The sequence below is a fragment of the Streptomyces griseocarneus genome (assembly GCF_014655595.1).
GTDB lineage: Bacteria > Actinomycetota > Actinomycetes > Streptomycetales > Streptomycetaceae > Streptomyces > Streptomyces griseocarneus.
Genome location: NZ_BNBL01000002.1, coordinates 202,161 through 218,099 on the forward strand (window position 1 = coordinate 202,161; position 15,939 = coordinate 218,099).

The 15,939-nt window shown below is 76.1% G+C and carries 10 protein-coding genes; 5 read left to right on the forward strand and 5 right to left on the reverse strand.

Translation table 11 applies throughout. The annotated features are described in order from the left end of the window. Window positions 1-27 precede the first annotated feature (27 nt). Complete coding sequence (locus IE295_RS06825) at window positions 28-2,187, reverse strand: hypothetical protein (RefSeq protein ID WP_190062600.1); 2,160 nt, start codon at window positions 2,185-2,187, stop codon at window positions 28-30. A gap of 703 nt (window positions 2,188-2,890) precedes the next feature. Here IE295_RS06825 and IE295_RS06830 point away from each other — a divergent pair. Together IE295_RS06830 and IE295_RS06835 are read left to right on the forward strand one after the other, a co-directional pair. Then, entirely contained in the window at window positions 2,891-4,087 is a 1,197-nt protein-coding gene (locus IE295_RS06830) for an ABC transporter substrate-binding protein (RefSeq protein WP_190062601.1), read from the forward strand. 119 nt (window positions 4,088-4,206) lie between these two features. After that, window positions 4,207-5,706, forward strand: a complete 1,500-nt coding sequence (locus tag IE295_RS06835; RefSeq protein ID WP_190062602.1) for a carboxylesterase/lipase family protein — start codon at window positions 4,207-4,209, stop codon at window positions 5,704-5,706. A gap of 65 nt (window positions 5,707-5,771) precedes the next feature. On the opposite strand, the gene IE295_RS06840 is transcribed toward IE295_RS06835, so the two are convergent. Next, window positions 5,772-6,188 (reverse strand): YchJ family protein, encoded by a 417-nt coding sequence (locus IE295_RS06840; protein ID WP_190062603.1) that lies wholly within the window; start codon window positions 6,186-6,188, stop codon window positions 5,772-5,774. Window positions 6,189-6,442: 254 nt separating this feature from the next. Here IE295_RS06840 and IE295_RS06845 point away from each other — a divergent pair, with 254 nt between their 5' ends. The 3 genes from IE295_RS06845 to IE295_RS06855 all read left to right on the forward strand — a co-directional run bounded on the left by IE295_RS06845 (window position 6,443) and on the right by IE295_RS06855 (window position 9,882). Further along, entirely contained in the window at window positions 6,443-6,955 is a 513-nt protein-coding gene (locus IE295_RS06845; RefSeq protein WP_190062604.1) for a hypothetical protein, read from the forward strand. 76 nt (window positions 6,956-7,031) lie between these two features. Further along, complete coding sequence (locus tag IE295_RS06850; RefSeq protein ID WP_263453559.1) at window positions 7,032-7,562, forward strand: MarR family winged helix-turn-helix transcriptional regulator; 531 nt, start codon at window positions 7,032-7,034, stop codon at window positions 7,560-7,562. 130 nt (window positions 7,563-7,692) lie between these two features. After that, window positions 7,693-9,882, forward strand: coding sequence for an FUSC family protein (locus IE295_RS06855; RefSeq protein WP_190062606.1), 2,190 nt, complete (start codon window positions 7,693-7,695; stop codon window positions 9,880-9,882). Between the two features lie 71 nt (window positions 9,883-9,953). Here IE295_RS06855 and IE295_RS06860 read toward each other — a convergent pair whose 3' ends face one another. The 3 genes from IE295_RS06860 to lanKC (IE295_RS06870) form a co-directional block, all read right to left on the reverse strand. After that, window positions 9,954-10,484, reverse strand: a complete 531-nt coding sequence (locus tag IE295_RS06860) for a hypothetical protein (protein ID WP_190062607.1) — start codon at window positions 10,482-10,484, stop codon at window positions 9,954-9,956. A 151-nt stretch (window positions 10,485-10,635) separates the two neighbouring features. Continuing rightward, window positions 10,636-13,173: a class III lanthionine synthetase LanKC gene (gene lanKC, locus IE295_RS06865; RefSeq protein WP_190062608.1), complete on the reverse strand. Its 2,538-nt coding sequence runs from the start codon at window positions 13,171-13,173 to the stop codon at window positions 10,636-10,638. A gap of 118 nt (window positions 13,174-13,291) precedes the next feature. After that, window positions 13,292-15,898, reverse strand: a complete 2,607-nt coding sequence (gene lanKC / locus IE295_RS06870; RefSeq protein WP_190062609.1) for a class III lanthionine synthetase LanKC — start codon at window positions 15,896-15,898, stop codon at window positions 13,292-13,294. Between the last annotated feature and the right edge of the window lie 41 nt (window positions 15,899-15,939).

The window sequence follows — 15,939 nt, forward strand, 5'->3', positions numbered from 1 at the left end:
GCGGGTCAGCACGGGCACGGTCCCGGCTCAGCGGCGGACGGAGTCGCCGGGGCCGTAGGGAACGCGGTGGCTGACGCCCTGGGGCACCGGAAGCGCGGCCGCGGGGTTCTGCACCCGGGCAGCCTTGCCGGAGAGGGGGCGGGAGGCGGTCGGGCCGTCGGCGGGCAGGACGAGGACGACGGTGTTCTGCCCGGTGTCCGGGGTGGCCCAGCCGGAGCGCAGTCCGGCGTAGGAGGTGCCGAAGGCGACGCGGCCGGTGCCGCGCACCTGGACGGTGCCCGACGGCACGGTGGCGGTGACCTCCACGCCGTCGGGGGCGCTGACGGCGATGGCGTCGCCGACGCGGAAGGCGGAGACCTTGCCGGCGCTGACGGCCGCGCTCCAGGCGGCGCGCTTGCGCAGCTCGCCGCCGATGTCGCGCATGCGGAGGTTGACCAGCGGCGTGTTGTCGGCGAACAGGTTCCGGTAGTCGGCCAGGAGCTTCTCCGCCGGCTGGTAGCCGATGCGCTCCTCGGCGAGGTTGGACTGGTGGATGAAGTGCGGGCGCGGGTCGTTGGCGAGCACGTGGCTCATGGCGATCCGGCTCTCGAGCGGGACGATGTAGTCGGCGAACCCGGTGGTGCGCGAGAGGGGTTCGGGCAGGCAGGTGGTGGTGGAGGAGTTCTCGCAGACCCCGCTGCCGCCGTCGGCCTTGCGCGTGTAGAGCCAGTTGTACTCGTCGACCTGCTCGGCCGCCTTGCCGACGTTGTAGAAGACGTTCATCGGGTAGCGGGGCACGGTCAGCGAGGGCCCGACCCGGCGCTGTTCGCGCTCGCGCGAGGTGTCGCTGCCCAGCCAGGCCACCTCGGTCTGGGTGAGGGCGGGGGCCAGCTCCGGGTTGTCGTCCTGCTGCTGCGGCAGGGTCCGCAGGCCGGAGTGCTCGCCGGTGACCAGCTCGTCCTTGTCGAGGGCCAGGCCGTGGCGGGCCGCCCAGCCGCGGTTGTCGTTGATCTGGGCGACGATGTTCGCCCTGCTGTACCAGCGGATCTTCCCCTGGGCGTCGGTGGAGCACTTCCACGGCACGGTGGAGGTGTCCTGGAGGCAGCCCATGAACGGGTGGTTGTAGGTGTGGTTGATCCAGCGGAAGGAGCCCTGGTCGGCGATCAGCTGCAGGGCGAGCGGGTCGGAGCCGGCGTGCGCCTCCTTGTGGGCCTCGCTGCCGCCGCCGTTGAAGGCCAGGTCGAGGGTCAGGCCGTGGTCCTTCTCCCACTGCTTGGCGTGCTGGGCGTCGGCGGCGGTCATCCGGATCGGGTCGTTCTCGGGGCTGCCCGGCGGGCAGTCGATGTCACCGGGCGTGCAGTTGAGCACCGAGTCCCAGCGGTCGTCGGAGCCGAAGACGTCGTCGACGTGCAGGGCGAAATAGTTGCGGGCCGCCCCCAGGTGGACGCCCTGGGTCAGCCACTCGACGATGCCGCGCGAGAGCAGCCGGAACTGGCTCTGGTAGTGGTTGTAGACGAAGGTGATCACCAGCTCGCTGCGGCCGTCGTGGGTGTACTGGCCGACCAGCGAGCCGCGCCGGGAGCTGCCGGGCACGGGCGCGTCGACGTAGCTGGTGTAGGTGGCGCCCTCGGCCTGCTTGTCCAGCGGGGTGGCGAGGTAGCCGTAGCTCTCGTGCACGCCGCCGTCGTTGTTCTCGAACGGAACGTTTTTCCGCAGGTAGTTGAACGGTCCCGCCGCCCCCGCGGTGGTCACCTGCGCGGTCTGCCCGTCCAGGGAACCCGCGTAGCCGGTGTTCAGACCGACGGCCGGGCGGGCATAGGTGTAGGCGTCCACCTGCCGGATGCCGAATCGTTTCTCGTACTCCGCCAGGGCCGCCATCTCGGCCGAACCCGCACCGAAGGGATTGTCGTTGGGCAGTACCACGCCCTGGTACTTGGCTCTCGGGCCGCCGGCCACGGTGTCGGCCAGGAACGCCGCGTCGACGCGGGGGCGCCCCGCGTCGCCCAGGTCGACCCTGGTGTACGGCGTGCCGGAGGTGTCCAGTTCGTTGCGGATCGCCGTGACGGCCGGTCCGCCGTCGTCGACCACGAGCACGCGCAGGTCGATGCGCGCCGCGGGCTCCGCCGCCGCGGCCCCGGCCGCCGGCAGTGTCACCCCCAGCAGAACGGCCGCGGCCCATGCCGCGACCCAACGTGTCGTACGCCCCATGCCTTCTCCCCCCAGGACAAACCGCGCGTGGGGCGCGCCGCCGTCCCCCAAGACGCGTGCGCGCGGCGTCGCGAAGGCGCCCGCGCACATTGAATGATCCCCACTGTCGGCCCCGTGGCGGCCGGGCTCCCCACCCGGTCGCTACCGTTCCTCCCCTGCCACGGGAACGGACGCCGATGTCCGGTCCCGAGCCGCACGGCCGGAGCCGTGGTCGCGCGACGATGACGCGGGCTCCGGGCACGGGCGTGCCACGGCCTCGGGAGACACCACTGCCTCCCGACCGCTCAGCCTTATAGTGCGGCATGCCCGAAGGCCGCGCCGGGCTCACCGGCGAGGAGGACGGCCACCTTTCGTGAAACCCTGGCCGAAACTCGTCACCCCTTCGCGCGGCCCGCGATCCGCCCCGGATCGTTCGCGCGTACGGCCATCGCTGACGTGACCTGTGGCAACTTCTGTATACGACGCCCCGGGAGTCGCATACTCCGGACGCCCGTGCACCGCTGTGCGGTACACCCGGACTCCATGAGATCGGCCCGATGACGACTGTCCGATATGCCGGGTACGCCATGCATTCGGCGGAGGTGCCGCACGTTTCGGGTGCGCAATCACCCTTCCGGGTCCGGGGTGTCGTGTGTCAACGAGATTGCGTGAAGGGGAGGTTGATACCGCAACACCGGAGGACGCGGGGAACGGGGGCGGTCGGGTGGCTTCGCGCCGGACGGACGGGCTGTGCGTCGGCGCGGTCGTGGCCCGGACGGGCCGGTCGGCCCGGCCCGGGGAGCCGCTGGACTACGTACTGGACCGGCTGGCACCCCGGTTGGCGCGCGGCGCCGACGCCACGCAGGGGCGGCCCGTCCGGCTGGCCCGGCGCGACAGCCGCTGCGATCCCGACGGCGCCCGCCGGGCCGTCGCCGAGCTGGTGCGCGACGAGGGCGCGTCCGTGGTGGTGGCGATGGGAGGCGGCGGCGTGCTGCCCGCCGTGGCCGAGGCCTGCGAGGTGCTGGGGATTCCGTGCGTGTCCACGGTGTTCCCCTGGCACGCCTACCTCTACGGCGCCGGCGCCGAGCCGCCCGTGCGGCCGCGCCGCTGGACGTATCACTTCGCCTGGGGGTTGGACGACATCGCGACGGTCTTCGCGGAGATGTGGGAACGCGTGGGATCCGGCCGGACCGTCGGCACCCTGTGGAACGACGGCCTGCAGGGGCGGCTGCTGCGGCATCCGCGGCACGGCTTCGCGCCCGTGACCGCCGCCCGCGGGCACACCCTCGTCGACCCCGGCGGCTACCACGAGCCGGCCGCCTGCTTCGCCTCCCACATCCGGCGCTTCAAGGAGGCCGGGGCCGAGATCGTCACCAGCGCGGCCACCGTGGAGGACCTGGCGCTCTTCCACCGGCAGGCCGGCGAGGCCGGGCTGCGGCCGCGGCTGATCACCTGCTCGCGCCGGCTGACCTGTCCGCGCGCGAACGCCGCGACCGACGGCCTGCGGGGCACCCGGATCGCCACGCTGGTCTACTGGACGCCCCGCCACCCCTTCCGCTCCTCCCTCGACGGCACCACGGCGGGCCGGCTGGCCCATGACTACCGGCGCGCCACCGGCAGGCTCTGGCTCCAGCCGCTGGGCCCCGCCCACGCCCTCCTGGAGGTCGCGGCCCACGCCCTGGCCACCGCGCCCGACCCGACGGACCGCTTCGCCGTCGCGGCGGCCCTCGCCCGCACCCGCCTGGACACCGTCGCGGGCCCGCTCGACTTCACCGCCGGCCCCACCCCCAACGTCGCGCTGCTGCCGCTGATCGGCGGCCAGTGGCGCCGGCGCCGCGACCGCGCCCCCGAACTGACGCTGGTGACCACCACCCGGCTGCCGGGCATCGCACCGGACGCGGAACTCACGGTCGGACTCTGACGGTTCGGGCTCCGAAGGGGCTCGGGCTCGCCGGGCGCTCTTCGCCCCTCCCGTGCACCCCGCTACCGTAGGCCCCGGGCGGGGCACCGCTCCGTACGGCCGAACCCGGGGGGTTGCCGATGACCGGCGACAGTGTGGAAGTGCGGACCGCCCAGGGAAGGGTGCGCGGGGAGTGGGGCGAGGGGCTCGCGGTGTTCCGGGGGATTTCCTACGCGCGGCCGCCGGTGGGAGCCCTGCGGTTCGCCGCGCCCGAGGCGCCCGAGGCGTGGGACGGGGTGCGCGAGGCCGTGCGGTTCGGGCCGCCGCCCCCGCAGTCCGGGCCGTTCCGGGTGACGGAGGGCAGGGACGGGACCGACTGGCTCACCCTCAACGTCTGGTCCCCGGACCCCGGCGGCCCGGGACTGCCGGTGCTGGTGTGGATTCCCGGCGGCGGCTACATCTCCGGGTACTCGGGCGACCCCATGTACGAGGCGACGCCGCTCGCCCGGCACAGCGGGCTGGTCGTGGTCACGCTCAACTACCGGTTGGGCGCCGAGGGGTTCGCCGAACTCCCCGGCGCGCCCTCCAACCGCGGTCTGCTCGACCAGATCGCCGCCCTGCGCTGGGTGCGGGAGAACATCGGCCGCTTCGGCGGCGACCCGGACCGCGTCACCGTCTTCGGCCAGTCCGCCGGGGCCGGTTCGATCGCCACGCTGATGGCGGCGCCCGCCGCCGACGGGCTCTTCCGCAGGGCCGTCACGCAGTCCGTGCCCGGCCTCTACGCCACGCCCGCCCTCGCCGCCGGCATCGCCGGCTCCCTCGCCGCGCGGCTCGGCGCCGAGCCGACCGTCGCCGGGCTCGGCGCGATCGACCCGTGGCGCCTGGCCGACGCGATCGGACCGCTCATGGACGAGCTCCCCGCGCGGGAGGACGTATGGGGGCACCTGGCCCGCACGGGCGTCGCGTTCTGCCCCGTCGTGGACGGCGACGTGGTGCCGGACGTGCCCTGGCGCACCCTGCGGGACGGGCGCGCGAGCGGCATCGACCTGCTGACCGGCCACACCCGGGACGAGTTCCGGCCGTTCCTCGTGGCGACCGGCCGCCAGGTGACCGAGGAGGAGGCCGGCGCGGCCCTGCGCGCCTTCGCCCCCCGCCCCGACGGCGAACGCGCCTACCGGGCCGCCTACCCGGACGCGCCGCCCGCCCGGCTGTTCGACCACGTCCACTCCGACGTGCTCTTCCGGATCCCCTCCGTGCACCTGGCGGACGCGCATTCCGCCGGCGGCGGCACGGCCCACCTGTACGAACTGTGCTGGCCCGCCCCCGCGCAGGGCGGTGCGCTGGGCTCCGGCCACGGACTCGACGTGCACCTGCTCTTCGGCAACTACGCGAGCCCCGCCGCCGCGCTGTACTTCCCGGAGGGAACCCCGCCGGACGAGGCGCTCGCGGTCGGGGACGAGATCCGCCGCTCGTGGACGTCGTTCGCCGCGCACGGCGACCCCGGCTGGCCGCCCTACCGGGCCACCGAGGGCCGGCTCACCCGCCTGTTCGACGCCACGACCCGCACGGCGCCCTACCCGGAGGAGCCGTCCCGCCGCGTGTGGGAGGGACACGGCGTCGCCCCGTACGACCTGCCGTAGCGCCTGTCCGGCGGAGTACGCGGCCACCGCACGGGGTGCGTTGGTCATGATCCGCCGGACGGGCGTCAGGCGGCCGCGTCCACGTAGACCCACTCGCCGTCCTCGCGCACGAAGCGGCTGAGTTCGTGCTGGTCGTCGGCCTCGCCGTCGATGACGCAGTGGGCGCGGAACTCGACCGTGCCCTCGGTGTGGAAGGCGCTGCCGCCGGCCGTGGCGAGGATCTCCAGCCCCGTCCACCGGATGCCGGGGTCGAGCGCGAGCCGGGGCGGGCGGGTCGTGGAGTGCCACGTCCGCAGCAGATAGGCGGTGTCGTCGACGGCGAAGGCGCTGTACCGGGAGCGCATCAGGCGCTCGGCGGTCGGTGCCGTCGCCCGGCCGGCGTGCAGGGCGCCGCAGCACTCCCCGTACGTGGCGTCGAGGCCGCAGGGGCAGGGAGAGGCGGCGGTGATCGCCGGCTGCCGGCGCGTGCTTCTTGTGGGCATCCCCCGATTCTGCCTGGTCCGCCCGACGGCCACGGACACCGGGTACGGCCGGGGCGGCGCGCCCCGCGACCCTTTCGGCCGCACGGCCGCCCGCCGCCGGAAGCCGCCGCCCGCCGCCGGGAACGCGCAGGTCATCGCCGTTGTGTCCGCAGTCGTGCGGCGCCTCGCCCGGACGGGCGATCGGTTGCGCGCAACCGGGCGCGAGCGGACGGTGGTCGCATCCCGCGACAGGCATCCGGAAGGAGTTCCACCGCATGCGCACCAACAAGCTCACCGCCGTGGCCGCCGCCCTCATATCCGGCTCGCTCACCCTGGGCATCGCCGGCCCGGCCCTCGCCGCCGGCAAGGTCCCGGACCCCGTGATCGGCCAGGAGCCCGCGCCGGGCGGCGCCGACCGGGGCGACCCCGTCGACGGCTTCGGCGAGACCGTCTCCCTCGGCTCCCGGTTCAGCAAGGAGGCCCGCTCCCGGAACCCCGACGTGGAGTACCTGAGGGACCTGCGGCAGCGGCTGATGGAGTCGACGGACCGTCTGATGTCCGACGTCAGGGCCCGGGCGCACGCGAACGACCCCGTGGGCGACGTCAAGGCGCAACTGGACAAGCTGGTCAAGGACGTCACCGACCTGCTCGCCGCCGTCCTGGCGAAGGACGTCGCCAAGGTGACGGCGCTCGTCGCCACCGTCGTCGCCGACCTGCAGGCCCTGTTGCTGTCGGTGCCCAAGCTCGTGACGGACGCCGCGCCGCTGCCCGTCCCGCTGCCGGTGTAGTCCGCGGCCGGGGCGTGGGGCCGCCCCGTGGCGCGGCAGTTCTCCTCGTAGGCTCCCGGAGTGGCGCGTGCGTGCCATGGAATGCCGGGAGACGCGTGAGAGGGGCGGCCAGGTGGCACACGAAGCGGACATCGCGACGGCCGAGGAGGCGGCGAACGACGGCCTCGTGCTGGCGTTCGGGCGGTTGCAGGGAGCCGCGAACCGGCTGGAGTACATCCTGGGCCGGGCCATCGAGCAGGAGTGCGGGATCAGCCACCTGATGTTCGAGGTGCTGCTGATCCTGGGCCGCGCGGGCGGGGCCGGGCTGCCGATGCGGGCGATCGCCCAGGAACGGGTCCTCAGCACCGGCGGGGTGACCCGGCTGGTGGACCGCATGGAGGCCGCGGGCCTGGTAGTGCGGGACGCCGACCCCGGGGACCGCAGGGGCCGGCTGGTGCGGCTGACCGGGACGGGGGAGGAGACGGTGGTGCGGGCCGCGCGCGTCCACCGCGAGAACATCCGGCGCTTCTTCCTCGAACCGCTGCCCGAGGACCACCGGGAGCGGTTCGCCGAGGACCTGAGGACCCTCAGCCACGCCGCGCGCGACGCCCTGCCGCGCCTGCGCTAGCGCCTGTCCGGGCCCGCCACCGGCAGCCGTCACCGGCCCGTTCGCGTACCGTCGAAACGATGACCATCAGATGGCGCGGGCGCCGGAGCGGCCATCCGGCCGCGACCGCCGCCCGGGCCGGGACCAGGCCGTGACCACCGCCCTCGGCCGGCGCCTGCGCCGGCCGGACGGCCGCGACGCCGTGCGGCGCGCCCTGTGGGTGACCCTCGCCGGGTGCACGGGCTTCTACGCCTGCACCTACGGCCTCGACGACGCCGTCATGGGCCTGTACGCCCTCTTCGGCTGCCTGCCGCTGGTGATGTTCGCCCGTCTCCCCGGCGGCGCCGCACGGCGCACCCGCACACTGCTCGCGGCGCTGCCGGTGGCCCTGCTGCTGGTCACCGCCGGCAGCCTGCTCGCCGTCCGCGACTGGGCCGCCGCCTGCGGGATGCTGGTCGTCGGCTTCGCCGTCTCCTACGGCTCGGTGGGCGGCCCCCGCCTCGCCGCCCTCAGCGTCGCCTTCCAGCTCTTCTACGTCCTGCCCTGCTTCCCGCCCTACGACCCGCAGGTCCTGGACTCCCGGCTGGCCGGGCTCACCATCGGCTTCCTGCTCACCGTCCTCGTGGACCACCTGCTGCCCCAGCCGCCGCCCGCCGTCCCCTACCGCCTGCGCCTCGCCGGCGCGACGGCGGCCGTGGCCGCCTGCTGCGCCGGGACCGCCGACGGGCCGGACGCCGACCGGGCCGCCGCCGACCGGACCGTTGCCGACCGGGCCCTGGACGCCGCCCGCCCCTCCCGGCTCCCACCCGAGGAACGCCCCGCCTCGCCCTCGGCGCGCGACCGCGCCCTCAACCACACCCGCGCCGCCGTGCGGCACGTACGCGACCAGCTCGAGCGGCTGCCCGCCGGCGACGGCCCGCACCCCCGCCACCCCGAGGCCGCCGGCCTGCTGCGGCGCACCGCCGAGGCGCTGCGGCCGGTGGCGGCCGGGCTGTGCGGCGGCAACCCGCCCCCGCCGGCCGACGGGCTGCGGCGGGACCTGGTGTCCTTCGACGCCGTCCGGGTGCGCGACCTGCCCGCCGCCTCCGCCCTGCGGCTGCGGCATGACGCCGTCGTCCGGGCGGCCGCCGAGGGCGCCCAACTGGCCACCACGGCCTCCCGCATCGCGCTCGGCGCCCGCCCGGGCACCGGGTCCGCGCGGCCCGGCGAACCGTTCTGGTACGCCGCCGCGCCCGCGCCCCTGCTGTGGTGGCGGCGCCTGCGCGCGCATCTGACGCCGCGGTCGGTCCACCTGCAGAACGCCGTGCGGCTCGCCCTGGCCCTGGCGGCCGCCCGAACGATCGCCGGCGCCCTGGACCTGTCGCACGGCTTCTGGGTCCTGCTGGCGACCCTGAGCCTCATGCGCACCTCCGCCGCCGACACCCGCACCGCCCTGCGCCCGGCCTTCGCCGGTACGGTCGGCGGGGCCGGCGCCGCCGCCCTCCTGCTGCTCGCCGTCGGCGACGTACCCCCCTTCTACGCGGCCGTGCTGCCCCTGGTCCTCCTCGTGGGGTTCACCGCCGGCCCGCTGCTCGGCCCCGCCTGGAACCAGGCGGCGTTCACGCTGGCCTTCGTGCTGATGTTCTCCCAGCTGTCCTCCCCGGACTGGCGGCTGTCCGCCGTACGGCTGCTCGACGTGCTGATCGGCGGCGCGATCGGCGCGCTGGCCAGTCTGCTGGCCTGGCCGCGCGGCGGCCGGGGCGAACTGCGCTGCACGCTCGCCGACGTCCTCGTCGAGGGCGCGGCCGGATGCCGCGCGGTCACCGGCCTGCTGTGCGGCCGGCCCGGCCCCGCCGACCCCATGCGGCCCGCGCGCCGCACGATGATCCTGGCGGAGGCCTCCTACTGCCAGTACCAGACGGAACGCATGGGGGAGCGGGGCGTCGACCCGCCCTGGGAGGCCGCCCTCGTGGCCGGCTACCGCATGCTGCGCGGTGGCGAGCTGATGCTGATCCGGTACCGCGAACGGGCCGGCGACGAGCCGCTGCCCGAGGACGCGGCAGCCGAACTGACCGCGCTGGCCGAGCGGGTGACGGGGGAATGCCTGCGGGCGGCCGACGCCCTGCGCCGGGGCGACGCGGCCGAGGACACGACGACGGACACGACGACGGACACCGCGACGGCCCCCGCCGTGGCCGCCCCGGACACGTACCACGCGGGCGATTCCGGCACGCTGCGGTGCGCCGCGCGGCGGGCGGCGGTCACGGACGCCGGGCGGGTGCTGCTGACCGTGGACGCGGAGGCCTGGCTCACCGGCGTGGCACAGGACGTGGCCAGGGTCCGGGCGCCGGAACACGCGTAGGGCGGGCGCGGGGCGTCCCGTGCCACGCGGTGCCGGCGGCCACCGACCGGCACTCCTCGCCCATGAAGTCCTCAGGGCAGGATGCGCAGTTGGACGAAGGCCGTGACCTCCCGGAGGCCGCCCGGCGTCAGGCATTCCGTCGGCAGGCCCGCGGGCGCCGTCTGGATGACGCGCTCCGCCCGGCCGCCCCGGCCGAGGCCCTTGACGACCACCCCCTCCAGCCGCACCGTGTTGAGGCCCAGGGCCCGGGTGCTGCGGCCCGTGGTGTAGGAGATCACCGATGTACGGCCGTCGCCGTAGCGGACGGTCTCCTCGGCCCGGAGCACGCCGAGATGGACACAGCCGGTGCTCGGCGACGTCGCCTCGATCCGCGTGGTGGCCGCCACCGTGCGGCCGGGGGCGCCGGTGCAGGTGTAGGCGCCGTTCGCCACGACGGCGGTCGGCCGCTGGGTCAGGGACAGTCCCGGGGTGTAGGAGGTGTTCTCCTGCCCCGTACAGCCGATCGGCCCCTCGTGTGCCCGGGCGCCCTGAGCCGTGACCACGGACGCGCCGAGCAGCGCGAGCGAGGACAGGGCGACTCCGATGCCACGCTTACCGAACATGCGTACCCCTTCGAGAGCCTTGAGGCCCTGGAACCGGCGCCTCCGGCCCCCTCCCTACCCCCGGGGCTCCTCCCCGCCACCCGGTCACCCACGGCACCGGCAGCACACCGCCGTCACCACGCCACGGCGCGCGCCCTCCGGCGCACGGCCCTCAGCACGAGCACAGGAACGGCAGCGCCGCCGCCGAACCCGGCCGTACCGCGCGGTGCACCGCCAGCAGCACGCCCGCCGTGCCCGTGGCGAGGTCCATCGACAGCCGCAGCCGGCCGTCCATCGGAAACGCCAGCTCCCCCCGGAACCGCACCGCGTGCAGGCCGAGCCCGCGCAGCTCGGCCTCCCGCGCGTCCGCCGGGCCGCCCAGGTGTGCGAGGGCGTAGAGCCGCCCGGCGTGCCCGTCGAGCAGGCCGGAGGACAGCTGGAGTTCGCTGCCCGGCGTGTCGCGCACGCGGTCCCGCAGCAGGGCGAAGTGGGCGTCCTCGCGGTGCCGCAGGTACTCGTGCAGGACGATGCCGACGCCCGCGCCGCCCCGGCCGAGGGCCGCCGAGAGCCGCCGCCCGTCGCGCACCAGCACGTGCCGGTCGCCGGTCACCGCGCAGTGGCCGATGTCCCGCGCCAGTGCGGTGGCCGCGCGGCACAGCCAGCGCTCCTCGCCGGTGGCGCCGAAGAGACGGACGAACAGCAGCGCGGGGCCCGACCAGCCGCGCATCAGCCCCACCCCGGCGCTCTCGTCCGGTCCGTCGCCCTCGAGCGCCCCCGCGAGCCGGCCGGCCAGCCGGGCGGCCGTCTCCGTTTCGCCGAACCGCAGGAAGGCCAGGGCGATTCCGGCGAGGCCGCCGAACAGCCCCACGCCGCAGCCCTTGAGGTCGAAGCCGGCCAGCCTGTCCAGCACCTCGCGCGCCTGCTGCGGCCGGCCCAGCTCGTCGAGGACGTACGCCACGCCCGCGAGCCCGTCGTAGAGGCCGGGCCGGGGCCACCGGGTGCGCTCGGCCGCCCGGGCCAGCCAGTCCACGTGACCGTCCGGGCAGCGCTCGCCGGGGCCCGCCGTGCGGTGCAGGGCGTGCAGCACCCCCGCCGCGCCGAACGCGAGGCCGGCCGCCTGGCCGTCGAACTGCTTGACGTCGCCCGGGAACAGCCGGTCCTCACGCTCCGGGGTCGCGCTGCGCCGGATGGCCTCCCGCATCGACTCCAGCGCCGCGGACCACCCGTGGCCGCCGTCCTCGCACCGCGCCGCGCCGGACCGGGGGCCCGGGACGGCGGGCCATTCCACGGACCTCGGGGTCGCGTCCGGCGGCGGGGCGAGCCCCTCGCGGAGCCGGTCGCCGAAGCCGGGCGGCAGCGGGAAGCGGTCCTCGGCCAGCCGGATCAGCTGCTCGTACTTGCGCGCGTCGAAGCGCATCAGCTCCGTCAGGGGGCAGAACAGCGCCAGCCGCAGGCAGTCCAGGGCGTACGTGTCGACGGCCGGGCCCGAGCGTGCCCAGGGGGCGGTGAAGCCGGCCGTGCCCAGGACCGGAACGAAGGCCTCCGTCCGGTCGAAGGCCGTCTCGAAGTCGACGAGGCACACGCTGCCGTCCGGCCGCACCAGGACGTTGCCGGGCTGCAGGTCGCCGTAGACCACGCCGCGCCGGTGCAGGGCGGCCGTGGCCTCCTCGATCCGGCCGAGGACCGCGCAGGCCCAGCGGGCGTACGCGGCGAGGTCCTCCCGCGACGCGGCGGGGCGCAGCAGCGGGTGGCGGCGGCCCATCGCCTCGTGCAGCCGCTCCCCCTCGACGAACTCCTCGACGAGGAAGTGGTGTTCCCAGTGCCGGGTCCGTGCGACGACGTCCGGCACGCAGTCCAGCCCCTCCAGCCGGCGCAGCACGGCGTGCTCCCTCTCCAGCCGGGCCACCGCGTCCATGCCGTTGTCGTCGACGCCGGCGTAGGGGCGGGCCTCCTTGAGCACCACCCGCCGGCCCGTGCGCGGGTCGACGGCACGGTAGACCCCGCCGCCGTTGGAGAACCGCAGCGCCTTCTCGACGCGGTAGGGCAGCGAGCCCGCGGACTTCGTACGGGCGGCGCGGATGCGGGCGTCGACGAACGGCGGGATCCGCGCCCAGGAGGGGACCTTGAAGGCCGCCCCGCGCACGTCGGGCACCGCCTCGCCGTCCGGGCGCACGACCGCGGGCACGTACTCGCCCTCGCGCGAGAAGCAGAACCGCGGGGCGAAACCGCCGTAGCGCAAGTACAGCGGCCCCTCGTCCCAGCGCAGGTCGCTGAGGATGTACGGCCCCTTGACCCCGCACAGCAGTGCCGACAGCTCCTCGAGCGTGCGCTCCAGCAGCTCCTCGCAGCGCGGGTAGATGGTGATGAGCTTCCCGCCGGCCGACCGCGGCGCCCGCTTGCTGTTGACGAGGGCCAGCAGGGTGCGGCTGCGCAGGAACTTGAAGCTGATGCCGTGCTCGACGCAGTACTCCCACACCGCGTCGACCACCCGCGCGGCCTCCTCCGCCGTGGCCGAGGCGTGGATCTTCCAGCCCTGCTCCGGCAGCCGCGCGTCACCGTGCCGCAGGACGACCCAGCCGTCGCGCTCGGCGCGCCGCCAGCCCGCGGGCGCCGGGTGCGCGGCGCGCGCGAAGCGGCTGGCGCTGTCCTCGACGCGCTCGAGCGTGTCCGCGAAGAGGGGGTCCGCGACGAGGTGTCCTTGAGCGAGCACGACGATCTCCTCCGGTTCTCCCGATGCGGCGCGCCGGCCGCCGCCGTCCGGTGCGACGGCCGGCGCGCGCCTCCTCCGGACCGGTCAGACCTGTCCGAAGGTGCTGTGGTAGCTGTTGCTACACGGCCACTGAGCCGGGGTCTCCTCCTCTTCCAGCTCCTGCAGCTCCAGGATCTCCGACACGTCCCTCACCTCCCTCCCGGTGCGGGCGGGGCGAGGGCCGCGGGTCGAGGAAGGGAAGGACCGGGCCGGTCCCGTCGAACGCGCGGCCGAGAGCGAGCAGGACCCCCGCCGCGCCGGTCGCCAGGTCCGAGGACAGGCGCAGCAGCCGGAATCCGGGAAATGCGAGGTGCCCGCGGTGGGTCCGGGCGTGCCAGGCCAGCCGGCGGACCTGCCGCAGCACGGCGGGGCTGTCCGGCCCCTCGCCCAGCGCCGCGAGCGTGGCGACGGCCCCGGCGCGTCCGCGCAGCAGGCCGCAGTTGTGGACGTGGACGGGGTCGCAGGTGCGCCGCAGGGCCTCGAGGAGCGCGGCCAGGTCCGCATCGGGGCGGTGGGCGAGGAGGTCGCGCACGGCGAAGGCGAGTCCGGTGCTGCCGCCGTGCAGGTAGGGCAGGCCCACGGTGCCGTCGAAGAGGGTGACCGTGCCGTCGGGCAGCGTGGTGAGCCGGGCGGTGTCGTGGCGCAGCGCGCGGTCCGCCACGTCGAGGCAGGTGAGGTCGCCGGTCTCCTCGTACAGGCGCAGGTGCAGCACGGCCACGCCGGTCGCGCCGTGCAGCAGGCCGTACGGCGCGGGCGCGTCCGCGGCCGCGGGCGGCGGGCCGTCCTCGACGGCGCGGGCCGCCCGCCCGGCCGCGCGCAGCGCGCGGTCGTACAGGGCGCCGTCGCCCGTCAGTCCGGCGAACCGCAGCAGGTTCAGGGCGATGCCCGCGCTGCCCCCGGCCAGGCCCGCGTCCGTCACCCGCTCCTCCAGCGGCCGGCAGCGGTCGATGGCGGCCAGCGCCGCCTCGCGCCGGCCGAGCAGCTCGAGGGTCAGGGCGACGCCGTGCAGGCCGTCGTAGAGGCCCGGCCGGGGCCGCGGGTCGCGCTCGGCGGCCCGGATCAGCCAGTCGGTGTACGCGTCGGGGACGCCGGCGCCCACCTGGTGCAGGGCGTACAGGACGCCGGCGGCGCCGTAGCCGAAGGAGTGGCCGCCGAGGGACGAGGGGCCGGTGGGGGTGGCGGGGAAGAGCCGGTCCGGGCGGTCGGGGGTGGCGGCGGCGTGGATGCCGCGGACCAGCGAGTCGCGGATCGTCGGCCAGTCGGGCCGCCGTGCCGCGAACGGGGCGGCCGCCCGGTCCTCGCCGGCCGGGTGGCCGGCGGGCCACAGCCCCGCCAGCAGCCGGGCGCCGAAGCCGGGCGGCACGGGGTAGTGCCGCTCGACGGCGGCGGTGAGGGTGTGCAGCTTCTCCGGGCCGCGGTAGGGCAGCGGCAGGAACAGCCACAGCCGCAGGCGGTCCAGCAGGTAGCGGGCGGCCGCGGTGCCCGTACGGCCGTCCGGGACGCGGAAGTCGTGGGGCCCGGCGGCGGGCGGGGGCTCGTCGTCGAGGCCGGTGAGCGAGGCCGGGCAGGCGAGGGCGACGCCGCCGCCGGGCCGCAGGAGCACGTCGCGCGGGCGCAGTTCGGCCGGGCGCAGCCCCCGGTCGGCGAGGGCCTCCAGCGCCGCCGCGACCCGCTCCACGACGCCGAGGGCCCAGGCGGTGTACGGCCCGGCCTCGGCGGCGGCGCGCCGGCCGGAGGTCAGCGGGAAGGCGGCCGAGGCGGCCTCCTCGAGGCAGGTGCCCTCGAGGAACTCCTCGGCCAGGAAGTGGTGTTCGCCCCACGTCCGGTGCTCGACCGGGCGGGGTACGCACTCCAGGCCCGCCAGTCGCCCCCGCAGCGCCCACAGCCGGCCTAGCCGGGTGACGGCGTCCTCGCCCCGGCGGTCGAGCCCGGCGTGCGGCCGGGCCTCGCGCAGCACCAGGCGCTCGCCGGTGCGCCGGTCCGTGGCCAGGTAGGTGCCGCCGCCGGCCCGCAGGCTCAGGGCGTGCTCCACCCGGTAGGGGAAGTCGCCGGCCGCGGGCGCGTGCAGGGCGGCCAGGTCGGGGCGCAGCACCTCGGGCAGCGGCAGCCAGTCGGGCGGGGTGAACACGGCCCGGCGGGAGGCCGGTTCGCGGGTGCCGTCGGGGCGCTCGAGGGTGTCCGTGCCGTGGGTGCCGTAGCGGACGTACAGGGGGCCGGAGCGGTGTCGCAGGGCGCCGAGGACGTACGCTCCGGCGAGGCCGTCGAGCAGCACGCCGAGGTCGCCCAGGGCCTTCTCCAGGGCGCTGTCGTCGGCGGGGTACACCGTGATCAGCCGCCCTCCGGCGAGCCGGTCGGCGCGGTCGTCGCCCAGCTCGCGCGCGGTGGCCCGGCTGCGGACGAAGTCGAAGGGCAGCCCGGCCGCCACGCAGTGCCCCCAGACGATCTCCACGGCGCGGGCCAGCTCCGGCAGTGCCACCGAGACGTGGATCCGCCAGCCCTGCCGGGGCGGGGCCGCCCCCTGCGGCCGCAGGGTGACCCACCAGCCCCACTCGCTCCGCTCCCAGCCCTCGGGAGCCGGCCGGCGGGCCGCGGCGAGGCGGTCGTGGTCGTCGGGGTAGCGCTCGGGCACGTCGTAGAAGTCGGGGTCGGCGAGGCAGAAGCGGTCGTAGTCCTTGAGCGTCAGCACGGCGCGTCCCTCTCGGGGCGAGGACTGTCGGGTGGGCTACA